This window comes from Oscillospiraceae bacterium (genome assembly GCA_015067255.1).
In the GTDB taxonomy this organism is placed as follows: domain Bacteria; phylum Bacillota; class Clostridia; order Oscillospirales; family SIG519; genus SIG519.
Map to the genome: position 1 here is coordinate 1 of SVMS01000020.1, position 26,840 is coordinate 26,840.

12 protein-coding genes are annotated in these 26,840 nt (G+C 39.5%); 11 read left to right on the forward strand and 1 reads right to left on the reverse strand.

The window, feature by feature from the left end:
• Positions 1 to 286 precede the first annotated feature (286 nt).
• On the reverse strand, positions 287 to 1,618 hold the full coding sequence (locus tag E7480_05760; GenBank protein ID MBE6904096.1) for a beta-glucosidase: 1,332 nt from the start codon (positions 1,616 to 1,618) through the stop codon (positions 287 to 289).
• Positions 1,619 to 1,966: 348 nt separating this feature from the next.
• Here E7480_05760 and E7480_05765 point away from each other — a divergent pair, with 348 nt between their 5' ends.
• The 11 genes from E7480_05765 (at position 1,967) to E7480_05815 (ending at position 26,837) form a co-directional block, all read left to right on the forward strand.
• A complete protein-coding gene (locus E7480_05765; protein MBE6904097.1) occupies positions 1,967 to 4,879 on the forward strand; it encodes a hypothetical protein in 2,913 nt (970 codons plus the stop codon).
• A gap of 203 nt (positions 4,880 to 5,082) precedes the next feature.
• A complete protein-coding gene (locus tag E7480_05770; protein MBE6904098.1) occupies positions 5,083 to 6,693 on the forward strand; it encodes a hypothetical protein in 1,611 nt (536 codons plus the stop codon).
• Between the two features lie 10 nt (positions 6,694 to 6,703).
• A complete protein-coding gene (locus tag E7480_05775; protein MBE6904099.1) occupies positions 6,704 to 7,978 on the forward strand; it encodes a hypothetical protein in 1,275 nt (424 codons plus the stop codon).
• A 29-nt stretch (positions 7,979 to 8,007) separates the two neighbouring features.
• Positions 8,008 to 11,523 (forward strand): PKD domain-containing protein, encoded by a 3,516-nt coding sequence (locus E7480_05780; GenBank protein MBE6904100.1) that lies wholly within the window; start codon positions 8,008 to 8,010, stop codon positions 11,521 to 11,523.
• Between the two features lie 84 nt (positions 11,524 to 11,607).
• Positions 11,608 to 16,329, forward strand: a complete 4,722-nt coding sequence (locus E7480_05785; GenBank protein MBE6904101.1) for a hypothetical protein — start codon at positions 11,608 to 11,610, stop codon at positions 16,327 to 16,329.
• A gap of 69 nt (positions 16,330 to 16,398) precedes the next feature.
• Positions 16,399 to 17,535, forward strand: coding sequence for a hypothetical protein (locus E7480_05790; protein ID MBE6904102.1), 1,137 nt, complete (start codon positions 16,399 to 16,401; stop codon positions 17,533 to 17,535).
• A 27-nt stretch (positions 17,536 to 17,562) separates the two neighbouring features.
• Entirely contained in the window at positions 17,563 to 20,739 is a 3,177-nt protein-coding gene (locus E7480_05795; GenBank protein ID MBE6904103.1) for a hypothetical protein, read from the forward strand.
• Positions 20,736 to 22,106 carry an extracellular solute-binding protein gene (locus E7480_05800; GenBank protein MBE6904104.1) on the forward strand — a complete coding sequence of 457 codons (1,371 nt, stop codon included), beginning with the start codon at positions 20,736 to 20,738 and terminating at the stop codon, positions 22,104 to 22,106. Before E7480_05795 ends, E7480_05800 begins: the two co-directional genes overlap by 4 nt.
• A 73-nt stretch (positions 22,107 to 22,179) precedes the next feature.
• Positions 22,180 to 25,008, forward strand: a complete 2,829-nt coding sequence (locus tag E7480_05805; protein ID MBE6904105.1) for an extracellular solute-binding protein — start codon at positions 22,180 to 22,182, stop codon at positions 25,006 to 25,008.
• Between the two features lie 92 nt (positions 25,009 to 25,100).
• On the forward strand, positions 25,101 to 25,946 hold the full coding sequence (locus tag E7480_05810; GenBank protein ID MBE6904106.1) for a sugar ABC transporter permease: 846 nt from the start codon (positions 25,101 to 25,103) through the stop codon (positions 25,944 to 25,946).
• Complete coding sequence (locus E7480_05815; protein MBE6904107.1) at positions 25,947 to 26,837, forward strand: carbohydrate ABC transporter permease; 891 nt, start codon at positions 25,947 to 25,949, stop codon at positions 26,835 to 26,837.
• Positions 26,838 to 26,840 lie beyond the last annotated feature (3 nt).

Below are 26,840 nucleotides of genomic sequence, written 5' to 3' on the forward strand. Positions count from 1 at the left end.
CAACAAGGTTCTGGGGTACCCGCCCGCATTTTCAATGCGTAGGCGGGTGAGGTTCTTATTGTGCAAACAACAAGGTTCTGGGGTACCCGCCCGCATTTTCAATGCGTAGGCGGGTCAGGTTCTTATAAAAAAATATAGGAAAAGAGAAAAAACTCCTTTCCTATATATGTTTTAAAAATCAGCTTCAACCTATTTGCTTTTTCCTTTTCTGCGGTCTGTGCCTTTTTCGACAGTCTAAAGCAAGAACGAAAAAATTTCGTTCTTGCTTTTTGATGTTAAGGCACTGTTACTTATTCTTCTCTTGTGCTATGTAATTTTTATAGAAATAATAGCTGTCTTTTGGAGTGCGTTCAAGGGTTTCGGGATCAACTCTTACCAAGCCGAATTTGGGCTCATATCCTTCTGCCCATTCGAAATTATCCAAAAGAGTCCAGTAAAAATAGCCGAAGATATTAAGACCGAGAGCGTTTGCTTTTTCAACTGCTTCGAGATGAAGCTTTAAGTATTCCACACGGTCATAGTCGTGAATAGAGCCGTCCTCAGAAACTGTATCTCTCCACGCAGAGCCGTTTTCGGCAAGTAAAAGAGGAAGGTCTGTAAATTCACGCAAAAGCTGTGCAAGGTGAATTATTCCGTCAGGAGTAACATTCCAATTAAGCATTGTTTTCTTATGAGGAGTATCCATAACTGTTTCATAATCCACAATGCCGTCTTTTTCGCTGCGGTATCTTAAGAATTGCTCCTGATAATAATTAAGAGCCACAAAATCCATTTTTTCGCCGATAATATCAAAATCTCCGTCTTTGATATAATCAAAAACATTGGGGATATGCGCATAAAGCTTTTTACCCTCTTCGGGATAACAGCCCTTGAAAAGAGGATATAAATACCAGCCGTTGAAGGCTTTATGTGCAAAATCGGAAGCACGCTTGTCCTCAGGAGAGTCGTTGTAAGGCATAAGATTTTGAGTGTTTAAAACCAAGCCTATAGGCTTTGAAAAACCAAGCTCGTGGTATTTTTTAATAGATAAGCCGTGGCACAATGCAACGTGATGCCATGCTCTTAAAAAGCTCTCTGTATTTTTGATACCGGGGGCAAAAACACCGCTGCCGTAACCGATTTCAGCAACACACATAGGTTCATTTATCGTAAACCACATATCACACATATCGTCAAGCTCAGCAAAGCATTTTTCTGCGTATTCTACAAACCACTCGCAAATCTCACGGTTGGTAAAGCCGCCTAAATCCTGACACCATTGAGGTAAATCCCAATGATAAAGAGTAATTGCTGTTTTTAAGCCCTTACTTTTAAGCTTTTTCAAAAGATTTTTATAAAATTCCATTCCCTTTTCGTTATAGACCTTTTTCTGAGGGAAAATTCGGGGCCAGGAGATAGAAAAACGGTAATAGTCAACTCCGAGATTGGAAATAAGCTCAACATCTTCGTCAACTCTGTGATAATGATCGCAGGCAATATCTCCGTTATCGTTATTTTTGATTTTTCCGGGGATATGGGAAAAGGTGTCCCAGATAGAAGCAGTTTTTCCGTCCTCAAAGGCAGCGCCTTCAATCTGATAGGAGGAGGTTGCAACTCCGAAAACAAATGACTTATCCATAAAAAATTCTCCTTAATAAAGTTTAGTAGAAAAATTTTGCAAAATTATAAACAGAGCTGTTCGAACTAATTATAATTATTAATTATATTATAGTAGCAAATGCAAAATATTCAAGGAAAAAAACTATCTTTTTAACAAATCAAAATTTTGTATGGGTAAATTTTTAAAAATTACCTATACAAAATTGGCACAATTGCTTTTTTAGGCGTATTTTGTTGACAAAACGAAAAGCGCAGTTGATAATATGAATATAAAATCTGTTTATTTTATTTTTATTGTGCAATCATACAAATAATTTTAAATTTTAAAAAATTAAAACATTTCAAAAAATGAAATGAGGATAAATTTATGGATATAAAAATTTATAAAAATCCCGATTCGAAATACAGAAGCTCGCCTTTTTGGTCCTGGAACGGAGAAATGGATGAGGAACGTCTGAAAAGACAGATATCTGCATTTAAGCAAGGCGGAATGGGCGGAGTTTTTATGCACAGCCGTCCCGGACTTAAGACAGAGTATTTGGGAGAAAAATGGTTTAAATGCGTTCATGCCTGCGTTGAACAATCAAAGGAAGTTGGTATGGAGGCTCATCTTTACGATGAGGATAAATATGCCTCGGGAACAGCAAGCGGAGAATTGGTGAGAAGAAATCCCGAATTTGAACTGAAACAGCTGGTAGTAAGCACAGGCATAGAAAAAGAGAGTAATTTAATAGCAGTTTTTGCTGTCGGCTTTGATGATGACGGAGCTATTACTGACTATAAAAAAATAGATAAAGACCATGAGGCTGAAAGCGGAAAGCAAAAGCTTTATTTCCAGACTATAAGACATACAAGCAATCAGGGCTGGTATAACTTTTCAAGCGCAACAGACTTATGTAATCCTGATTTGACAGATGCCTTTTTAAAATGCACCCACGATGAATATTACAAAAGGGAAAAGGCGGATTTCGGAACGACAATTCCCTCTATGTTTACAGACGAGGTTTCTGTTTCCTGGCTTGCCCACGGGGTTGATTATCCCGATATAATTGCAAAGCACCAATGGACCTTAGGAATTGAGAAGAAATTTAAGGAAAGATACGGCTATGATTTTACAGAGTATCTTCCCGAGCTGTTTTTCGGCAAGGTGGACGGCAGTGATAAAAACGTTGATTTTGACTATATCACATACATACAGGAGCTTTTTGAAGAAAACTATTCCCATAAAATAGCCGATTGGTGCGGGGACAGAAACATCGCATTGACAGGTCATCTTCATTTTGCATGCTTCCTTGATTTTGCAGAAATAGGAAATCCGATGAAGCATTTTTATTATTGGCAATGGCCCGGAATGGATATTTTAACAGATGCCGTAGCAAAGCTATCGGCTTTTAAAATGACAGCTTCCGCTGTTCATCAGTACGGCAAAGACCGCTGCGCCTGTGAAACCTACGGCTGCACAGGCTGGGATTGGCCTCTTGAAAGACATAAATTTCACGCAGGCTGGCAGTTCTGTCTTGGTGTAACCTTCAGAAATCTTCACCTTTCCCACTACACACTTGCAGGCTGGGGTAAAAAGGATTACCCTGCAAGTATATCCCCTCATTCGCCTTGGTTTAAATGCTATAGTCTTATTGAGGATCGCTGCGCCCGTATATCCTATCTTCTTTCTCAGGGAAAATACGGCGGAAAGGTTTTGGTTGTGTCGCCCATAAATACTGTTTATAAGCTGTATCACGGCTTTCATAAGGTAGGAAAGTATGACAAATGGGGCAAAACACTTTTTGCATATAACGACATCTGGGAAAAAATCACTCAGACACTCATAAATGAGCACGTGGACTTTGATTTCGGCGATGAAGAAATGACCTGTAAATTGGGAAAAGCTGAAAACAAAGAAATAATTATCGGCGATATGAGCTATGATACTGTTGTTATTCCGCCAATGCTTGAGCTTGACGAAAATATGGCAAAGCTTATTAAGGAAAGCGGAGTAAGGGTTTTTGATTTTAATAACGAGCAGGGCACAGAGGATGAAAAAATAGAAAAAATGCTATCCTTTGTTCCTAAAAATGCAAGCATAACAGAAAATTCACAAGAAGACGGTAGAACCTGGTCTATTGTTCGTGATGTGGATAAAGGACAGCTGCTTTTTATACAGTCTATGGAAAAGCGTGAAAAGACAGTAAAAATAAAAATGAAGGATTTGGGAGATGTAGTTTCCTTTGATGTGCAGACAGGAAAAATATATCCTGTTGAAGCAACAAGAAAAGACGGCTATGTTTTCTTTGAAGCAAAGCTTACAGAAACAGACAATAAGCTTTTTGGCTGCGGAATAAATTGTGAATGTGATGAATTGCCCGAAAAGGCGGAAAATGTTATTAAGGTTGAAAAGCAAATGTTTGAATACCGTTTGTCCGAGCCTAACGCTATGCCCCTTGACTATTGCAGATTCTCAATAGACGGCGGCAAAATGTCCGAAAGTGTCAGCGTATCTGAAATGGAGGATATAATTTTAAGACATTACGGACTTCCCTCTAAAGTGTTCTATGAATCCTGTCAGCCTTGGTATGCTCATAAGGAAATGTATAAAAAATACGGAAAAATAAAGGCAGAATTTGAATTTATCTTAGAGACGGCTGCAAAGGGAATAAGCTTGGCTATGGAAAATACAGGCACTATAAAAGCCTTTGTAAACGGAAATGAAATAGGAGAAGCGACAGGCTGTTTCATAGACGAGGATATAAAAACCTATGACATTTCAAGCCTTGCTGTTTTTGGCAAAAATACAGTTACACTTGAGGTTGATTACGATACCGATACAGAGCTTGAAAATATGTATATAATCGGAGATTTTTCTGTTGAAAAGGCAGAGAAAAACAAGCCTCTTTGTCCGTCTAATTTGGTTATCAGAGAAAAGCGTGAAAAGATATCGGGCGGCAAATTAAGTGAAAACGGATTGCCCTTCTACACAGGAAGCGTATATTACAAGCTTTTCGCAGAGTGTGAGCAGACAAGCAGGTTGGTTCTTGACAAAATAAACTGTATTGCCTGCGGAGTTTTAATTGACGGCAACAGTCAATACAAAGCCTTCGGTCCCTTTGAATTTGATATTACCAAGGGGAAAACAGCTTTTGAAATAGAGCTTATATGCGGAAGAAAGAATATAATGGGTCCTGTTCACGTAACAAGAGAGGGGATTGTTGAGCCTGATGACTTCAGATTTGACAGTCCGTACTGGAAATATGAGTACCAAACTGATGATTTTTATTTGCTTTAAAAATGCATTTTTGATATAAGTTGCTTTTTGAATGGGTAAATTTCTAATTTTTATCTATACAAAAATGTGAACTTTGGCAACTGAAAGAGAAAATGAGCGCATTTTATTGAATTTTAGTCATTTTAATATTAAAATATAAAAAGAGAACAAGGTATCTATTGATTTTACCTAAAAAGTTTTTAAAAAAGCAAAGGAGTGGCATTGTGAAAATTAAGAGAATAGTAATTTTCATATCTATAATAGTTATGCTGTTTGGCATGGTTGCTTGTACAGTAAAGGATAACGGGGAGTCAAGCTCACAAAGCTCGTCAAGTAACAGTCAGTCCTCGTCCTCAAGCGACTCGTCCTCAAGCAGCTCTTCAAGCTTAGAGTCCTCTGAAGATGAAAGCAGTTCATCGTCTATTGTTGATGATTCTTCATCTTCTCAGATAGGCTCATCCTCATCATCTTCCTCAACAGGATATGTTGAAAAGGAACCTATCAAGTATACATATCTCGGACAGAAGTTTACCGATGAAACAATCAAAATTACTTGGATTAACGTATGGAATGCTTCTTCTGAATCCTGGGTAATTCCTCAGAATTCCAACGGCTTCAGAATTCTTATTGACGGCGTTTGGAGAGGTATTGACTGGGATATTCAAAATATAATGAATAAAACTCTTAAGGAAATAAAGAATGCGGGAATTGACGTTATTGTATTTGACCTTACAAACGGCTTCCAATCCTGGCATATGAACCGTTCCGTTAAGATTGCCGAGAAGTGCAGAGAGCTTGGACTTAAGTTTTGCTTTGCGGCTGGTAATACCACAACCGATGGAATAAATACAAGAGCGAAAATGACCTGGGATGATTTTGCAGGCGTAGGCGCTCCCTTTGAGGATGTATATTTCCACAAGGACGGCAAGCCCGTATTTGTTGACTACGTTATAGAAAGTCAGTTTAAGGAAATTTCCTCAAGCAATCTTGAATATATCCAGAAATTTACTCACGTTTGGGCATCAGGCGGCGAGGCTTATATAGACAAATGGGGTTGGCAGTTGGTTCCCTCTATCGGAAGCATTCCCTCTAAGGATTCAATGTATGTTACTCCTTCAACCTATTGGGGCTCTGATACATATGAGTGGAGTCATAGTATGGCATTCCTTGATTATAATCTTCTCCTTGCTTCAAAAAATCAGCCTAAGCATATGATAATCGGTGCTTATGACGATGCTTTCGAGAGAAACTCCTGGATGATTGCCGATACAACAGGTGCTATTCCCGAGCGTCAGCAGAATGACAGATACGGAAACCTATCAGTTGACGGACTGTATATAAGAGTATGCGAATGGCTCAGTGAAAAAGGTCCCAGCGTTGTTTCGGGCGGTATTCTTCCCGACGGCGCATACTTAATGAGAAACAAAAACAGCGGCTTGATTCTCGGAACAAACAATCTTCAGTTTGTTGATGAGCTTGAAATGCAGCAGATTAATGAAGCAGATAATTTAGGCGATTACATATGGCTTTATCATTTGGGAAATCAGAAATACAGAGTAGTAAGAATGACAACAGGTAAATCCCTTGCAGTTGTTAAGGGAGATATGGAAATCGGCGGTCCTGTTATTCAGAAATTTGACGAAAATGTTAAGGAACAGATTTGGACTATTTCCAAAAATGCAGACGGAAGCTACAGCTTTAAAAACGAAGCTTGCGGATATATGATTGATGTAAAGAAAGCATCAAAAACAAACGGCGCATTTATAGTTTTGGAAGAAAAGAGCGACTCTGACAGTCAGAAATGGCTTATGGAGCCTATTCTCGTTATGGAATGAGGAAGAAAAAATGGGATTATTTGATAATTCGCATAAAGCTACCTGGATAAATATATGGGTTGCTTCATCTGAAAAGCATTGGTTTAATCCTGATAATCACAACGGAACAAGGGTTGAAATAAACGGAGTTAAAAAGGCTATAAACTGGGATGAAGCCGAGCAGGTGGATATTCATCTTAAAAGTATAAAAGAAGCAGGCGTAGATACTGTTTTATTTGACCTTACAAACGGTTTTCACGATTTTATTATGGAAAGGTCAAAGCGTGTAGGCAGAGTTTGCAGAGAGTTAGGACTTAAGTTTGCCTTTGCCGCAGGAAATACAGATGATGACGGCTTTGAACAAAGAGCAGAGCTTACATATAAAGATTTTTGCGGTGAAGATGCAGAGTTTAATGACTGCTATCTTAAAAAGGACGGTAAACCTCTTTTAGTTCTTTATGTTGTAAGAGAGCAGTATGAACGCCTTTCAAAAAGTCAGGCAACCTATCTTTCAAGGTTCAATCGTGTATGGGCTTCGGGAGAGGACCCTGATATCAATAAATGGGGCTGGCAGTTAAGTCCCGATGTGGCGACAGTTGCATCTGATGATGCTATGTATGTAACCTCATCTTTACGTTGGGACTACAGATTTCCTGAAAGATGGCATAAGTCGGCAGAATTTTTAGATTATAACTTATTAAAAGCATATGTAAATTCTCCTAAATTCCTTATAGTCGGCTCTTATGATGATGTATTCGAAAGAAATTCGTGGATGCTGGTAGATACAACTGACGCAGGCGAGCATCTTAAGCAAAAGGATATCTTCGGAAACGTTTCGGAAAGCTCTTATTATGAGAGAGTATGCGACTGGCTTAAGGGAAAGCCGAAATCAATTGAAGGCGGCTTGCTTGCAGACGGTGCATACAAAATGTTAAGCTCTGATGGTAAAGTAATCGGAACAACCGGTATACAGGATTTAGAGGGCGGACAGGTTGAGTGTGTAGCTGATGACCAAAGCCTTAACAGTCTTATATGGCTGTATCATCTTGGAGATAATTATTACCGTATTTCGAGACTTTCTGCAGGAAAATCTCTTAAAGATAACGGGCAAGCTCTTATACAAGGCTGTGATGAAAACTGTGATACTCAAAAATGGCAGCTTAGTATAAATCAAAATGGACAAGTGAGCTTTAAAAATTTGAAAACAGGAAGATATATCGGAGAAAACGGACTTTGTGAAAATCAAAGTGAAAAAGCTTTCTGGAGCTTGAAGCCCGATTTAACGATGGATTTAATTAAAGATTAAAATATATTTTAGATGGAGGTATATGGTAAATGAAACGTACATTATCTGTAATTTTAGCATTAGTAATACTTGTTTCAACACTTTTGACAACCGCAGTAATTTTGCCTGTATTTGCGGCAGATGTTCAGATTGCAGTGCTTAATGACGGAACAGCAGCGACAACCTCGGCAGTGGGCGGAAATATCGCAGATTGGCTTCACGCTGCAGCGACATCTCATTCAGCAACAGGCGGACACAATAACGGTGCCGCAATCAAATGCGATGCCAGCGGCTATACAAAAATAAGTGTCTATAACACTTCAAACCTTTCAAATTGGGAAGGAGCAAGCTATTTACAGATTTATGTAAATGCGCAGGGCTCATCAACAACAAAGCTTGAAATTATGTTAAAGGACTATGAGCCTGCTTATGACGGTCTTCAAAGCTATGGTTTAAGTCCTACGGGAATAGTTTATTACTCAACAGACGGCTCTGACTTTTCAAAAACCCTTAGTGTAGAGTCCAAAGAAGTAGTTACATCAGGTACAAGCGCAGGCAATTACGGTAACATACTGATTCCTGCAAACTTCAAGGGATATATAAGAATACCGTTAAATTCCACTAACATTATTTGTAATCACGTGTGGGGAGATAACTTTAACGGCGGCGCAGCTTATTCTACTTCTTTTAGAGTAAATAATGTTAAATTCTTATTTGAGTATACAGGACAGACAACCCTTTATGTTGACGATATCGCTCTTGTAGGCGCAAGTCTTTCAACATCTGCTTCCAAGGTTTCCGAAAGCGAGTATTTTGCCGCATTCAACCAAGGGGACAAGGTTTATGTTCTTAATGACGGAACTGAGGCAACAACTTCTTCGGTAAGCGGCAATATTTCACAGTGGCTTTACAATGCATCGGCTGAACATTCAACGTTAGGCGGACATCATAACGATTCGGCTGTAAAGTATTCAGCGAGCGAATACGCAAGATTCAGAGTTTACAACACTTCAAGCCTTTCTGATTGGAGAGGTGCAGAGTATTTACAGCTTTATGTTAATGCAACAGGCTCAACGGCTACATATGCGCAGATATACCTTAAGAGCGATGCAAATGCATATGACGGCTTCCAAAGCTATAACTTTAAAACTACTGCAACAGCATATCTTTCGACAGACGGTTCAGACTGGTCCACAAGGGCTTCCTTTGTAGCTCAAGATATGAATACAGCAGGAAGCTATGCAGGTACATACGGTCATCTTGTTATCCCTGCAAACTTTAAGGGTTATATCAGAATTCCTCTTGATGCAAATACATTAGATTGTGCTGATGTATGGGACTGGAACGGCAAAGCAGACTATTCAACAGCTTTTGCAGTAAATAATCTTGACTTCCAATTCCGTTTCCTTGGACAGACAACAATGTATGTTGACGATATTGCTCTTGTAGGCGCAAATCTTTCAACATCTGCGCAGAGTGTTCCCGAAAGTGAGTATTTTGCTGAAACTAAGGTTTATATTCTCAATGACGGAACTGAGGCAACAGCCTCAGCTGTAGGCGGAAACATTTCAGATTGGCTTCACGCTGCAGCCGCAGCACATTCTGCAAACGGCGGACATAATGACGGGGCTGCAATCAAATATGACGCAAGCGGCTATTCAAGACTCAGTGCTTATAACAGTGAAAATCTTTCTGACTGGAGCGGCGCAGAATATTTACAGTTTTATATCAATGCGAAGGGCTCATCAAATACAAAGCTTGACCTTTATTTGAAGGACTATGCAGGCGCTTATGACGGCTTACAAAGCTATGGCTTAAGCCCCAATGCAACAGTTAATTACTCAACAGACGGAAAAAGCTGGACAAACACCTTGAGTGTAGAAAGCAAAACAGTAACCACAGAAGGTATAAATGCAGGTAATTACGGTAATTTAATTATCCCTGCAAACTTTAAAGGATATATAAGAATAGCATTAAATTCTACTAACATTATAAATAATCATGTGTGGGCAGATTGGAACGGCGGAGCGGATTATTCTACAGCCTTTAAGGCAAATAATGTTAAATTTTTATTTGAGTATACAGGACAGACAACCCTTTATGTTGACGATATCGCTCTTGTAGGTAAAAACATTAGCTTAACAGATGCTGAGGCTATAAACGAAAGCAGTTATTTTATGGCTGTTAATGTTTCTTTGACAGGAAAAACAATAAAGGGATATACATATAATGTATCTCTTGCAAACACACAAGAGGGAACAAATTATAAGGCGTATGTCAAGGATGAGATTTACGGCTGGATTTTAGCAAAGCCTTACGGAACAGAAACAGAGTTTGAAATAACAGTAGCAAACCCCTGCAATCCCTTTGAGCTTGAAATTCTTGAAGAGGATGCGAGTGTAGGAACAGTAGAAAATCCCACCTACAGCAAGGAAATTTCCGAGATGGGACAGATAGCAGTTTCAAGTGCAGCAACAGGTATATATAACATAGGGGATACAGTAAACTTTACTGCAAATGTATTGGTTCCCAAGGGAAAGTCAGCAGCATATACGCTGTATTTCTCAGACAGCCGTGATTTTGTAGAGGGAACAGTAAATGGTGGCAAAGTAACAGCAACAACAACTGCTGTAAGAGCAGGAACATATACAGCAACTCTGACAGTATATGTAGTCGGAGAAAAAGATTATAATATAACAATAGAGAATTTTGATTATACTATTGTAGATGCAAATATAGCTTCAAAGCCGTACTTTAACGGAGACGAGCTGGAAGTAATCGGCAACATAGCAGGAAAAGAAACAAAAATAACAATACCCGGAATAGTAAATGCAGACGGAACAAAAACAATAACAAGAGTAGTGGGCGAGTTTGGTCCTTGCGCCTTCTCAACGGCAACAGATGCAGTTACTATAACAAAGCCCGGACTGTATGAAATATATACAGAGGTAAGAACTGCAGATGGCAATATAGCAGATACTGTATATAAGAGAGTAAGAATATACAGAGAAGAAAACAATGTTACAATCAATTCTGTATCAGGATTATCTGCAACAGCAGATAAGGACACAAACTATACTGTAACTGTCAATGCAACAAACGCTACTGAATATATGTTCATACGCCGAGAAGCAGGAAAATATGTGATAGTAAAAGACTGGGGAGAAGAAAACACTTGGGAGTGGACTCCTGTAAGAGACGGTATATATGAAATACAGTGTTATGCAAGAGGAAATGACGCAGGCGGACACGAGGCTCTTAAGATAATCAATGTCAACGTAGGAAATGTTACGGGAACAGCCACAAGCTATTCAATCACCGGAACAAAAGCAGGACAGCTTTCTACAATATCTGTAACAAATCCTGCTGCAGATACAGAATATAGCTTTGAGATATACGATAATTACAGCGATAAGAACATCAAGTCTGCATATTCAACAGATACTTCCTTCAGCTTTATTGTTGATAAGGCAAGAACCTATACTATCAATGTATACGCTAAGAATGTTTCTAACGCAGGTGCTTATGATACTGTAACCACAGGCAAGTGTACATTTACATATTAAAATTGCGCAAAGCGTATTAAAGCGTCTTATGAAAAAGAGCAAATATTGGAAACAATTAAAAATAAAAAACGGAGGAAAAAAAGAATGAAACGCATACTATCGGCAATTATGGCAATAGCAATTCTTCTGACAACGGTAATGATTTTACCTGTGTCAGCGGCAGAAACACAAATCGCAGTGCTTCACGACGGCACATCAGCAGTAAATGCCAACGGTTCTAACATCTCACACTGGTTGGCAAGCGCATCGGCAGAATTTTCTGCAACAGGCGGACATATTAACGGTATGTCTGTAAAATATTCGGCGAGCGAATTTGCAAGATTCAGAGTTTATAACAGCTCAAATCTTTCTGACTGGAACGGTGCTGAATATTTACAGCTTTATATCAATGCAGAAGGTTCAACTGCAACAAATATGCAGATTTATATCAAAGAAGATGCAGGTACATATGACGGCTTCCAGAGCTACTGCTTCTCAGAATTTGCAGAAGCATATCTTTCAACAGATGGCGAAGACTGGTCAACAATGGCTGAATTCGTAGGCGAAGATATGATTACAGCAGGAAGCTATGCAGGTACATACGGACATCTTGTTATCCCTGCTAACTTCAAAGGCTACATCAGAATTCCCCTTGATGAGTATACCTTGGAAAACAGCGGTTTATGGGGCTGGAACAATTCAGCAGACTATTCAACATCCTTCCCTGTAAACAACCTTGATTTTCAGTTCCATTTCTTTGGACAGACAACAATGTATGTTGACGATATTGCTCTTGTAGGCGCAAATCTTTCAACAACAGCTGATAAGGTTAGCGAATACGATTATTTTGCTCCCCTTAATGCAAAGCAGGTTCTTATGCTTAATGACGGCTCAGCCGTAACAACCTCTTCCGTTAACGGAAACATTTCACATTGGCTTCATGCTGTATCAGCAGAACATTCAGCAACAGGCGGACATCTTGACGGCGTAGCTGTAAAATATACAGGAAGTCAATTCGCAAGATACAGAGTTTACAACACTTCAAATCGTTCTGATTGGAACGGCGCAGATTATTTACAGCTTTATATCAATGCAACAGGCTCAACAGCTACAAATATGCAGATATATATTAAAAATGATGCAGGCTCAATGGACGGTTACCAGGGTTATCATTTCAGCACAACTGCGACAGCGTATCTTTCAACAGACGCTCAAGACTGGTCTACAAAAGCTTCCTTTATATCTGAAAATATAGATGCGGCAGGCGCATACGGACAGCTTGTTATTCCTGCAAACTTCAAGGGCTATATAAGAATACCGTTAAATTCCGACAACATTATGTGTAATCACGTGTGGGGAGATAACTTTAACGGCGGAGCAGCTTATTCAACAGCCTATGCGGCAACTAACCTCGATTTCCAATTCCATTTCCTTGGCGAAACAACAATGTATGTTGACGATATCGTTCTTATAGGTGAGAATTTCAGTGCTTCCAACACCGGCGCTGTTATGACAGAAACTGAATATATGAAGGGTGGTCCTAAGATTAGCTATGCTGATATGGACGGCATTGAGCTTCCTATAAGAACAGCACTTGACTTCGAAAACGGCGAAGCTTCCGGCGTAGAAAGCGGTATTAACTTTATCAACGTTGCTTTCTCACAGTCATCTGACTATGTAAGCGGCGGCAACTATTCATTAAAGGTAACAGACGGTACAGACTATACATCTACTCCTTTCCTTTCTCAGATACAGCCTAAAGTATTAAATACAGGCGATATTTCAGGTGCGAAATATTTTGAATTCTGGGTAAAGAATGCAAGCAATACAACCTATCAGCTTACCTGGGCAAAAATCAACGGAGTTGAATACTCTGCTTTAAGCACAGAAATTTCCCGTTTTGACGGCGAAGGTTGGGAAATTCTTACTTCCTATACAATTCCCGCAGGCTATGAAGGAAAATTCAGAGTTAAAGTAGGTAAGGGCTTTGTTGATATCGGCTCAACACTTTCAAGCTTTGAATTTGCAATTCAGGATGATACAAACAGCGGCGGTACACTTTACTTTGACGATTTCAAGTTTATCGGTCTTATGACTCTCGGCGAAGAGGTTTCTATGCCCGAAGGTCTTGAGGTACTTTCAGTATTCCACGATTTTGAAGACGAAGAAAAAATCAATTCAGGTATCAACTACATTCCTGTTGATTTCTCAACTTCAACACTTTTCAGCGACAGCGGAAAATCTCTTGCAATTACAGCAGCAAACAGAAACGGCTCCAACCCCAGTCTTTCACAGGTACAGCCTGCTTGGACAGGTGCTGACGTTTCCAAGGCTCAGTATATTCAGTTCTGGGCTAAGAACGCATCAGGCGTTGACTTGGGTATGACCTGGTTAGAATTTGACCAAGTTTCCTACAACCATTCCAACACAGAGATTTCATTACTTTATGACGGAAAATGGCACAGAGTAGAGGCTTATGCACAATTGGCAGATGCTTTCTGTATTCCTGCAGGCTATGAAGGCTATATAAGAATTAAAGTTGGCGGCGAAAACGGCGTTAATATCAACAATGGCTTCATCAACAGACTTTCTATGGCTGTTCGTGATGATACACGTACAGTAGGCTCAACCCTTTACCTTGACAGCTTCGCTGTTGTAGGTGTAAACGAAAAGGTTGTTCCCGTTATTTCCGACAATCTCAATGCAACAATCAGCAACATCGGTATCGGTTCTGCTGCAGGTCTTGACAAGACAGCAATCGGCGGCGGCAAAACAACAGCAAATGTTACAGACGGCAAAATTGTTGCTTCATCCACAGCACAGGGCTTCGGTGTAACATTTGAAATCGGCGCAAATCTTTCCGGAAAAGAATTTATCGAATTTGACCTTAAGACAAATAACGATAAGCTTTTCTATGCTGATAAGAACAATGCATATATCACACTCTTTAACACAGCATCAAATGCAAGCACAGTTTATGATTTCGGTGACACTCTTGTTAAAGGCTTGAATCACGTAAGAATTCCTCTTTCTTACTTCAAGAATATTGACCTTTCTAACATCACAAATGTTGAAATTTCAGTAGTTCCCGTTAACAATGCAGCTGCTCCCAATGCAAATATTGAAATTTCAAATCTTCGTGCTGTTAAATATTCAAACGGCGGAAGTGACGCTCTTTTAAATATTGCAAACGAATTTATAACAGATATTGACGAAGGCGCTACATATAAGTATATCAAGGATATCGTAGGCGATAAGCTTGATATAATGGCAAACAGCCTTACAGACGTAATCGCAACAGGCGATGTATTTACAGTTGGCAATACAACAGTAACAGCTGTTATAGACGGCGATGTAAACGCTGACGGTAAAGTGTCAGTAATTGATATGATTGCTGTCAGAAACGTACTTTTAGGAAAAGCAGCATTAAACGATGCACAGGCAAAAGCTTCAAACGGCGCTACAATTTTAAGCTTGCTTGAGCTTAAAAAGACAGTTATTACAAAACCCGCACCTTTAGCTGATGTATACTCAGTTGCAAACGCAGCAGATATGGCAATTGACGGCGATGTAATTGCTGCAACCTGGCTCACAGTATGGAATGCAAATACTGAGCCTTGGTATGATTTCACATCATCAAACGGCATAACAACAAACATCAATGGCTCTGACAGAGCTATCAACTGGGACGATATGGCTCAGGTTGAAATGATGCTTAACGACATCAAGGCGGCAGGTATTGACCTTGTAATCTTCGACCTTACAAACGGCTTCCACGACTATGTAATGCCCAGAGTTGCAAGAGCTTCAAGAATTTGCAGAACATTGGGTATGAAGATAGCATTTGCAACAGGTATCGGCACAGGCATTGATACTGTTATTTCAAATGCAACGATGGCTTGGAATGATTATTGCAAACCCGGTGCAGAGTTTGAGGATATTTACTTCAACTATCAGGGCAAGCCTTTACTTGTAGATTATATGACAAATTCATATTTCGTTGAAGCTTCCGAAAGCACAAATGAATATCTTTCTAAGTTTACTCATCAGTGGGCAGCAGGTCATCAGCACGGCGCAAATAAATGGGGCTGGCAGGTTGACCCCTCAACAGGTACAGTTTCATCTCCCGATGTTGTATTTGTAACAGGCTGTGTATATCAGAATCATGAGAATGCTGAATCCTGGTTAACATCAATAGCAATGCTTGATAACAATATGATGGTTGCTAAGAAAGCAGGAGCTTCCATAGTTGTAGTAGGCTCTTATGATGATACCTATGAGCGTAATCTATGGGGTAAATTTGATACAACTAACTCAACTGTAGCAGAAAGACAGCTTAAGAATATTTACGGTGATGTTTCCGTATTAGGCTACTACAACCGTGTAACTGAATGGCTCAATGACGGTCCTACATATATCGCAGGCGGAGTTTTGAAAGACGGTATCTATAAGCTATCCAATAACGGTAAATATATTGCAGTAAACGGCGAGCAGTTTACAAACGGCGAAGCTGTAACTACAACAGCTACAGAGGATAACCTCAATACCTGTGTATATATTTATCATCTTGGAAACAACGAGTACAGAATTATCAGACTTACAGCGGCTAAATCCTTGACAATCGACGGTTCAAGTGTTGTTCAAAATTCCGATGAAAATCTTGATACACAAAAATGGACAATTTCCGCAGGAAATGACGGTAAATTTGTAATTACAAATAAGGCAAACAACAATGCTCTTACAGCAGGGGCTCAGGTTACAACCTCCTCTTACAGCGGAGCAGCTTCTCAGCAGTGGACCTTTGAAGCTTTGACAACTATTCAGTAATTGTTGGTAAGGAGGATATGCCGGTTTAACCGGCATATCCCCATTACTTGAAAGGTATGGTTTTTAAAAATGAAAAGAATTTTTTCAATAATTCTTGTAGCTTTATTGGCTTTACAGGGCTTTACAGCTTTTGCGGCTGATTTCAAGCCTTCTTCATCAAATAACGTAAATATCCTTTGTAGCTTTGAGTCAGGAGATTGGATGCCTATGCTTCCCGACAATATGACATCTCTTGACCAGTATAACAATGCAAATTTTGAAAATAAAATCGTTTCCAAAAACGCTTATACAGGTTCAAAGTCCTTTGAAGCAAAATGTGTAAGCCCGGAGGGCGGTTATTCCACTTTTGAGTGGTATCAGATGGACGATGCTAAAACAAAGCATTTATATGTAAGAGACGGAAGAAATACAGACCTTATGGAGCTTTACAAAGCAGGCAAAGGCTTGAAGCTCAAGGATGCTGAATATTTACAGTTTTATGTAAACAACCCTTCAAACTATCCCCTTTCTATTAAATGGCTTTCACTTTACGGCGAAGATTACTGGAGCTTAAAGGTTGCCGCAAAATACGTTACATATCTTGTTGACGGCGAGTGGGAAAGCTTAAGAGTTGCAAACGAAACTATTCCGGTTCCTGCAAAATATACAGGATTTATAAGAGTTGCTCTTACAAAAGACAACTTTAAAAGCGGTAACTGGGACGGAAAGTCTCTCAAGCTTGACCTAATAACCGCTGTCGGCGCTTATTTGGACTCTCAGAACGGTCAGGAGGGCGCTACATTTTACATTGATGACGTTGCATTTGTAGGCAAAAACCTCAATGCAGGTATGAATACAAAGGTTGTTAAGGAAGATGAATACTTCAAGAATTTCTTAGGTACAACCGATGACACTCCTGCAAGCAAGCCCGTTTCATCAACAACATCATCTGAAAACAAGGATACTTCATCTGAAACAAACTCTTCAGATGCAATTTCTTCTGAAACAACAGATTCTTCGGATGCAATTTCTTCCGAGACAACAAGCTCAACTGAGCAGACAACCTCAAGCGAAGCAATAGAGTCTGATATTTCACAGGCAGGAAACAATGCATCGGAAGACAAGGGCGCTAATACACCTATTATTATAGTTGTTGTTATTATAATTGCGGCAGTAGTTATTGCAGGTGTAGCAGCTTTAATAATTGTTAAAACAAAGAAAAAATAACATATCTTTCGGGAAGGAGAGAAACGAATGAAAAAACGTCTTTCGATATCGGTTGCGTTGTGTATGCTTCTCAGTATAGTTTTAACTCTTTTCGTTACAGTAGCACCTATTTCAGCAGCGTCAACCAATATTACAATTATCAATGACGGTACCTCTGACTTGTCAAAGCTTTACGGCGGCGACCCGAAAGAATGGTTACCAAGCGGTACCTTTGGTTATGCTCCTAACGGAGGACACGCTAACAGCGACAGCTATAAATATGAAAACCCCGAATTTGTCAGAATAAGCGTTTACGATTCCGAAAGCTATTCTAACTGGACAAATGTAGATTATATTCAGATGTATGTATTTAATGACGGTACAACTGAAACATATTTACAAATATATATGAAAAGCAATGCAGGAAGCTATGATGGCTTTGAAAGCTATTGCTTTTCCCCTGATGCTGTGGCTTATTTATCCTCTGACTGTGTGGATTGGTCAAGAGAGGCTGAATTCAAGTCTGAAGATATGTATACTGCGGCAACCTATGCAGGTAAGTACGGACATTTAATTATTCCCGCAGGCTTTAAGGGATATATAAGAATCCCTGCAACAAGTGAAACCTTATACAATGCAAAAGAGTGGGCTAACGATTACAATAACGCATATTCAAGCGCATTCTTGTGCGAAAATTTAGATTTTCAGTTCCACTTAGGCGCAAACACAAAGCTCACAGTTGATGATATTGCTCTTGTAGGCGAGGGGGTAGGTGCAAATTTCCCTGACTATACCTTTACAATGGATGAGTATATTGCAGGCGCTGTTATTCAGCACAGCCCCTATGCAAAAATGCCTGCACATACTCAGGTTTTACACACTGCTCTTGATTTTGAAAGCAACGTAACCATCAATTCATCACCCAACGACTTAAGTCTTTCCTTTGAACGTTCAACCGATTACAAGGCTACTGGAGATTACTCCTTAAAGGTTACAGATGGTGCTGATGAAACAGGTACAAGCTTTACTTCTCAGATAAGACCTTCTGCAATAGCAAGAGAGAATATTTCAAAGGCAGAATATTTTGAATTTTGGGTAAAGAACACATCAAGTGTTGATTACACAATAGTAAACCTTAAATTAAACAACATTCTCGTTGACGCTTCTGCAACTGAAATTACCCGTTTTGAAGCAGAGGGCTGGCTTAAGCTTAAGGATATGGTTATTCCTGCCGGCTATGAGGGTAAATTCAGAGTAGGCATAAACGGAAACTTTATAAACGTAGGTGCAAGGTCAAATAGATTGGAATTTTCTCTTAAAGAACAAACAGGTACAGGCGGAACATTATACTTTGATGATTTCTGCTTTGTTGCAGAATACTATCCTCCCGTAAAGGTTACAATGCCTGAGGGTATGGACAGAGTTGCTGTTATCGAGGACTTTGAAACGGGTATTTCCAATATAAAAAGCGGAATTAACTACATTAAGCTTGACTTTGCCTCCACCACAGATTTTGTTGACGAGGGAAGTAAGGCTATGAAGCTTACAACGCTTTCTCAGACAGGCGGTTCTGAACCTGTTACTCAGATTCAGTTTGTAAACGGAGGCGAGGCAAACGCTGAGGGCGCTAAATATCTTCAGTTCTGGGTTAAGAATACCTCTGCTGTTGAATTTGGTGTAACTTGGGTACAAATCAACGGAGAGCTGCTTAATGCTAAGCTTTATGAGATTTCTCTTTTCAAAGACGGAGATTGGTATCTTGTTAACAAATACAACAAGGCAGACGATATTTTTGCAATTCCCGCAGGCTATGAGGGCCATATCAGAATAAAAATCGACGGTTCAGAAAACGGATATAAGGTTAAAAACGATTATATCGACAAATTCGAGCTTGCTATCTGGGAAGAAACAAGAACAGCAAATTCCGTTCTTTATATTGACGATTTCTGCACAGTAGGTACACCTCCTGCACCATATGTAAAAACAGAGGTTACAATGCCTGAGGGTATGGAAGTTGTTAAGGTTGTGCTTGATGCAGAGGATGTAAACATAAAATCAATCGGCAGCGGTATCAACTTTGTTCCTGTTAAATTCTCATTATACGAGGGCTTTGCAGGAGAAGGAAAATATTCCATCGAAATAAAGAATACGGGAGAAAGCGGCGGAAGTCCTGCTATTTCCGAATTCCAGCCTAAAGACAGCTTCCTTAACTGGACAGGCGCAAGATATTTCGAATTTAAGGTTACAAACCCCACAGAGTATGATTACGGTATTAGCTGGATTAAGATTAACAATATAGCCTATAACCTTAAAAACACCGAAATTTCATATTCTGAAAACGGTAAGTGGTATAACGCTGAAAACAACAATTATCAGAACGGTATCAAGATATACCCCGGATATGAGGGCTATATCAGAGTTAAGCTTACAGGAATAGAGAATGAAATAGAGGACTTTTCAGTAGTAAACGGCTTTATGTTCGGTGTATATCAGAAAAACAGAACAGAAGGTCTTGCTATTTACGTAGACGATTTCAGAGTAATCGGCTATATGGATGAGCATACAGAGCCTGAAGACAATCTTCAGCCCTATACAGAATTCCCTGTTGATGAGGTTATTGAAAAGATTGAAAAAGGCAAAACAGAAATTACCTGTTATCTCCTTTCAAACGGCACTATTCCAGAAAAGGTAATAGCTGCAATAAAAGGTAAAGATATAAATCTTAACGTAGGCGTATTCAACGAGGCAGGAAGAACTCTTTATCAGGTAAGACTTAACGGATTGAATATAACAGAGGAAGCTGATTACGTTTTAGGCACTGAAATCGGCGAGGTTAAAACTGACGGAGAAGCACTTATTCTCCCTGTTAAATTGCCCGAAAACAAAAATAAGGCTGATATTGCCGTAAATGTTTTAGGCATATATCCCGCGCAATCCAACCTTTTCTTCTATAAGGAAAAGGGAGAAAGCGCTGTAATGTGTGAATACGACAGAGAAACAGAAAGCACAGGCTTTGTTGTTATCAACGAATCACAAAGCGGAAGCTATTTCCTCTCCGATGTTATACTTGATAAATATGACAATGACATTATTCCACAGGGCGATATTACAAGTCCAGACACTTCTGACAGACAGGGAATGATGGCAAAATTCTATATTTTTTCGGCATTCTTATCAGTTATTTCAATAACAGTTATTCTTAAGAGAAGGAGACTTGTTAAATGAAAAGAATAATAAGCATAATTATTTGTCTTATAATGGTGCTTTCTGTATTGTGCGGCTGTGGAAACACAGCCGACACAAACAATCCTGCTGACAGCGACGGAAAAGATTTAGGCGGCAGAACCTTTAAAATTATGGTTAACGGTTGGAATATTCCCGACCTTAAGGATGAAAAGGATTCCTTTGCGCAGACAGCAAAAAAATTCGGCTGTAATTTCGAATTTATAGAGTTTTCAGACGAAATTGCAACATATAACAATCTCGTTATGAGCTATCTCGCAGGTACAGCTGACTACGATGCTCTTGTTATGAGAGGCTACAATGTATGTCCTCTTTATTCTGCATCGGGCGTTATTCTCAATATGAGCAAACACTATGATTTTAAAACTGACAAAACCTGGTCTAATCCCCTTGTTTCTTCCGTAGGCGTATGGAGGGGCGACAGATACGGTCTTCCCGTACATCCCGTTGAAACAGGCTATGCAATCTGGTATAACAAGAGTATGTTAAGTCAGGCTAATATTCCTGATTTATGGGAATATGTAGAAAACAACACCTGGACCTTTGAAACCTTCAGAGAGGTTTGTAAAAAGCTTACTCAGGTTAAAAACGGTAAGACCACAGTTTACGGCTTTGCAGGAGAAGAAATTTTCAGCTCCTTTATGCTTGCAAACGGCGGTACATTCATTGACATCAACGGCGAAAAGGCTCAGCTTAAAATATCAGAAGACGCAAATATAAACGCTATGCAGTATGTGCTTGACCTTTACAACGTTGATAAGTCCATTCCCTCCAAGGCTTTGATTGAGGAATGGGGCAACCCCTCTGTGCTTGATATGTTCTCCACAGGCAAGGTTGCTATGACAGCTTACGGTGTATGGGCAGGCCCTGCTTTCCAGAATGCAGGTATGAAGCCTGAAAATCTCGGCTGGATTTACTTCCCCAAGGGTGAAGATGCAACCGACTATGTTGTTCCCGGACTTACACCCCCAAGAACAATGGTTGTTCCCTCTCTTGCAAAAAATCCCGAAGATATAGTGGCAGTTCTTGCAGATGCTTTGGGCTATTGGGGAGAAACAAAGGAATACCCCAAAACAATCGAGAGCTATTATGATGAAGTATTGGAAAATGACCAGATGCTTGATATCCTTGTAGGTAATAATAAAAAATGCTACATCGAGGGTGCGGCTCTTACAAAATACACCAATCTTTACAATTATGAGGGCATTCTTAACGTATACGGAGAAATGACAGATAAGCTTCTTGCAAATGAGCTTACTCCTAAAGCCGCAGTAGAAAGCTACTCTTCAAAAATTCAAAGCAAAATTGATGTTATTGAAAACGGAATCAATCTGGAAGATTACGAATAATTCATAAGAGTTTGTCGAAACGCTTTCAAGCGTTTCGACAAACTGCAATCATTATTATAATAGGGTAATAAATATGAAAAAAATTATAGCATTTCTTGTCATTATAAGTATAATGTTGGGCAACTTAATTATTGCTTCATCAGAGGAAGATACTACACTGTCTTCCTCCAATGTCGCATCCGATTATTCAGAATATAAGGTGCAAAATGCACAGGTGAATAAAGCAACCGAAGAAATAGTTATCAAAGCTATGGAGTTTTCCTCATACGAAGGAACACAGCCGCAGGCAGACGGAGAGATTCTTTATATTCCCGACGGATGTACTGTGAAATATAAGCTTAACATTGTAGAGGCGGGAATGTATAATTTGGCGCTTTGCTATGCTGCTGCCGAGGGAAAAGGACTGACCATTGAAAGAGGAATAAAAATCAACGGAAAGGTCCCCTTTGATTCGGCGGCAAGTATAGGTCTTTGCAGAATTTTTGCGGATGCAGAGAGTTTTAAAAAAGAAGGCAACGAATACCGTCCGCAGCAAAAAGAACAAGAAGTTTTTGCTGAAAGATATGTTACAGGCAGCGGAATTGAAAGTGATACCGTTTTTGAGTTTAATTTTGAAAGCGGAGAAAACGAATTAGAGCTTACATATCTTTCGGAGCCTATGAAGCTTAAATATATAAAGCTTTGCCGTAAGGAGCAGGTACCTTCTTACAGCGAATACCTTTCTGCCAATTCAAATAACACCGCAAAGGCAAGCGGAGAAATCAAATTTCAGGCAGAGGATACGTATCTTAAATCAGATGCAAGCTTATTCCCTCTTTCAGACCGTTCATCTGCGGCTAACGAGCCTATAAGCACAGTTTATACAAAGCTTAATTCAATCGGCGGAGAAAATTGGAGTATCCCTAAGCAGTGGATAAGCTGGAAATTTACTGTAAAAGAGGACGGCTGGTATAATCTCGGAATGAGATTAAGGCAGAATTTCAATTCAGGAACAGTTTCTAACAGAAGCCTTTATATTGACGGACAGCTTCCTTTTGCAGAGTGTGAGGAAATATCAGTTAAACACAGCCGTCAATGGCAGATGTTTACTCCTAAAAATGATGAAGGAAGCTATAAGTTTTATTTGACAGCAGGGGAACATACCATTACTCTTTACAATTCAATAGGTATTCTTTCCGACGTTATAAACAGAACAAATGACTCTATGACGCTTCTTTCAAGCGTCTACAGACAAGTAATGATGATAACCGGGCCCAGCCCAGATGCATACAGAGATTATAAGATTGATAAAATACTGCCCTCTGCAATGACAGCCTTTGAAGAGCAGTCAAAAGAACTGAGAGCTGTCTGTGAAGAGTTAGAGGGTATTGCAGGCAGAAGTAGTACAGGCTATGCATCAATACAAAAGCTTTTAATTCAGCTTGAAAGCTTTTTAGAAAAGCCCTCTTCTATTCCTGCAAGGCTTGACTCCTTCCGTTCAAATATAAGCGATGTTTCTTCCTGGGTGCTTGAATGTATAAATCAGCCCCTTTTGATAGATTATTTTGTATTTGAGCCGGTCGGACAAGAAATGCCTAAGGCAAACAGCGGCTTTTTCAAAAACCTTGTGTTTGGAATAGAGCAGTTTATTCAATCCTTTGTAAATGACTATAATAATATTTCTTTTACTGATTCAGAAGATATTTCCGAAAGTATTACTCTTTGGATGGGAGCAACAGTAGCGGCAACAAGCGGCGCAAATGTCATAGGAAGCGGTCGAGACCAGGCTACAGCCTTGAAAAATTTAACTGACAGTTATTTTATACCGCAGAAAAAGATAAATGTTAACGTGCGTCTTGTTGATATGGCTTCCTTGCTTCCTGCGGTAGCATCGGGTATGGGTCCTGATGTTGCCATAGGACAGGACAGAGCAAATCCTATGAATTATGCATACAGAGGCGCTCTTGTAAATCTTTCGGAGTTTGACGATATTAAAGAGGCAACCTCAGACTTTTTCCCTGAAGCACTCACCTCCTTCAGATACGGCGATGAAATATATGCACTTCCTGAAACCTTTGCATTTTCTCTTATGTTTTACAGGACAGATGTTCTTTCAGAGCTTGGAATAGAGGTTCCTAAAACTTGGGATGAGCTATATACAATAATTCCCAAGCTTTCAAATAAATATATGACAGTTGGTTTGCCCCTCTTATCTACTGACAGCATAGAGCTTTTCCTTGCTCTTTTATATCAAAAGGGCGGAGAGGTTTATGATAAAGGGTATACCAAAACATTACTTGACAGCGAGGTTTCAATTGAAGCCTTTAACGAATGGACAGATTTTTATACAAAATACGGGGTTGACCAAAAGGTTGACCTTCTCACAAGATTCAGAACAGGTGAAAGTCCCATTGTAATTACCCAGTACAGCTTTTACAATCAAATAGTTGCGACTGCTCCCGAGCTTATGGGAAAATGGGATGTAACAGGAGTTCCGGGATATGATGTAAATGACAATTGTGTTTACGGAACGGGTACGGGAGCAGTTATATTTAAAAATTCCAAGAAAAAAGAAGAGGCTTGGGAATTTTTGAAATGGTGGACAAACGCTGATATTCAGGTTGCTTTCAATCAGGAGCTGGAGGCAATTTTAGGTGAGTCTGCAAGAATTCCGACAGCCAATGCAAAGGCTCTTGAAAGACTTCCCTGGAATTCAAAAATGTTAAACGTAATTAAAAAGCAGTCTGAAAATGCAAAGGGCCTTCCCGAAGTGCCCGGAAGCTATCTTACAACAAGATATCTTTCAATGGCGGCAAGGCTTGTAATAAATAACGGTGTAATGGCAAGAGATTCTATAATGAGCTATGCTTTACAGATAAATGACGAGATTGATTCAATGAGAAAAGAATTCGGACTTGATTAAGAAAGGGGATAAATTCTGTGGTACGCAATCCTATACGCGACAGAGCGTCAGCTTTACTTCAAGAAATATATAAAAAAAGAGTATCCTATCTTATGATGGCTCCTTTCCTTATCATATTCTTTTTGTTTACTGTATGGCCTGTAATATATTCATTGGGTATGAGCTTTACAAGCTTCAATGTATTTGAGCCCGCAAAGTTTGTCGGAATGGATAATTATGTAAAGCTGTTCTTTAAAGACGATTTGTTTTTGACAGCTATGCAAAACACAATACTGTTTGCTCTTATAACAGGACCTGTAAGCTATATAATGTGTCTTTTCTTTGCATGGGTTGTAAATGAGCTTGAAGGCTCTATGCGTGCAATAATGACAACTATTTTATACGCTCCCTCAATAGCGGGAAACGTATTTATAATATGGCTTGTTGTATTTGACGGAGATATATACGGATATCTCAACAGCTTTCTTTTACAGCTTGGGTTTATTGATGAGCCTATACAATGGCTTCAAGACCCTACCCATATGATGTGGATAGTAATATTGGTTCAGCTATGGATAAGCCTTGGAACCTCCTTTCTTACCCTGAGAGCAGGCTTTAATACTATTGATAAATCATACTATGAAGCGGCAGCGGTGGACGGAATGAAAAACCGTTGGCAAGAGCTGTGGTATGTTACTCTTCCTATGATGGCACCTCATCTTATGCTTTCAGCTGTGCTTTCTATAACTGCAGCCTTTGGCTCAGGACACGTGGCACAGATTTTATGCGGTATTCCCAGTACAAACTATGCTACATATTTACTTATACATCATCTGCAGGATTTTGGTACAGTACGATATCAGAGAGGATATGCGGCGGCTATTGCTACCGTACTCTTCCTTATGTCCGTAATTGCCAATACCCTTGCAAAAAAATTCATAAGAAGGGTTGGAAAATAAATGAAAGCATCACATAAGCGTATACTTAAAAAAATATTTTCCAACAAAGCAAAAAAGGTAAACAGAAGTAAAACGGGAAATCTTTTTATATTTATCGTTTTGCTTGTCTTTGGTCTTTACAGTGCGCTTCCTCTTATATTGGCTGTACTGCAATCAATAAAGCCTTTAAACGAGCTGTTTTTATATCCCCCGAGATTTTGGGTTGAATCGCCCACAGTCGATAACTATTTTTCCCTTGTGGATTTAATGACAACCAGCTGGGTTCCTTTTTCAAGATATACTTTCAATACAATTCTTATATCTGTTGTAGGAACTGTCGGGCATATAATAATTGCTGCGATGTGTGCATATCCTCTGGCTAAAAATAAGGTGCCGGGTGAAAAAATCATTTTCGGAATAATAGTATATTCCCTTATGATTCAGCCTACAGTTGCAGATATAGCAAATTATCAGACAATGGCGTCTCTCAATTTTCTTGACAGCTATTGGGCAGTAATAATTCCTGCCTTTGGCTCAAGCCTCGGTCTTTATATTATGAAAAATTTTATCAGCGTTCTTCCTGATTCTATACTTGAAGCAGCAAGAATAGACGGTGCTGGCGAATTTAAAATATTCTGGCGTATAGTTATGCCAAATGCAAAGCCCGGATGGCTGACTCTTGCAATATTCTCATTCCAAGGCTTGTGGAACGGAACAAACTCGACGTATATTTACAGCGAGGAGCTTAAAACCTTGCCCTATGCGTTAAATCAGATTATCGCAGGCGGTATAACAAGAGCCGGAGCAGGTGCTGCTGTTGCTGTTGTTATGATGATTGTTCCTATTATCTTCTTTATTTTAACCCAAAGCAATATTATGGAAACGATGGCATCCTCCGGAATGAAGGATTAATAT

Excerpts from the sequence above, each read along its gene's own strand:
- E7480_05760 (MBE6904096.1), bottom strand. The coding sequence starts at position 1,618 with ATGGATAAGTCATTTGTTTTCGGAGTTGCAACCTCCTCCTATCAGATT.
- E7480_05765 (MBE6904097.1), top strand. The coding sequence starts at position 1,967 with ATGGATATAAAAATTTATAAAAATCCCGATTCGAAATACAGAAGCTCG.
- E7480_05775 (MBE6904099.1), top strand. The coding sequence starts at position 6,704 with ATGGGATTATTTGATAATTCGCATAAAGCTACCTGGATAAATATATGG.
- E7480_05780 (MBE6904100.1), top strand. The coding sequence starts at position 8,008 with ATGAAACGTACATTATCTGTAATTTTAGCATTAGTAATACTTGTTTCA.
- E7480_05785 (MBE6904101.1), top strand. The coding sequence starts at position 11,608 with ATGAAACGCATACTATCGGCAATTATGGCAATAGCAATTCTTCTGACA.
- E7480_05790 (MBE6904102.1), top strand. The coding sequence starts at position 16,399 with ATGAAAAGAATTTTTTCAATAATTCTTGTAGCTTTATTGGCTTTACAG.
- E7480_05795 (MBE6904103.1), top strand. The coding sequence starts at position 17,563 with ATGAAAAAACGTCTTTCGATATCGGTTGCGTTGTGTATGCTTCTCAGT.
- E7480_05800 (MBE6904104.1), top strand. The coding sequence starts at position 20,736 with ATGAAAAGAATAATAAGCATAATTATTTGTCTTATAATGGTGCTTTCT.
- E7480_05805 (MBE6904105.1), top strand. The coding sequence starts at position 22,180 with ATGAAAAAAATTATAGCATTTCTTGTCATTATAAGTATAATGTTGGGC.
- E7480_05810 (MBE6904106.1), top strand. The coding sequence starts at position 25,101 with ATGATGGCTCCTTTCCTTATCATATTCTTTTTGTTTACTGTATGGCCT.
- E7480_05815 (MBE6904107.1), top strand. The coding sequence starts at position 25,947 with ATGAAAGCATCACATAAGCGTATACTTAAAAAAATATTTTCCAACAAA.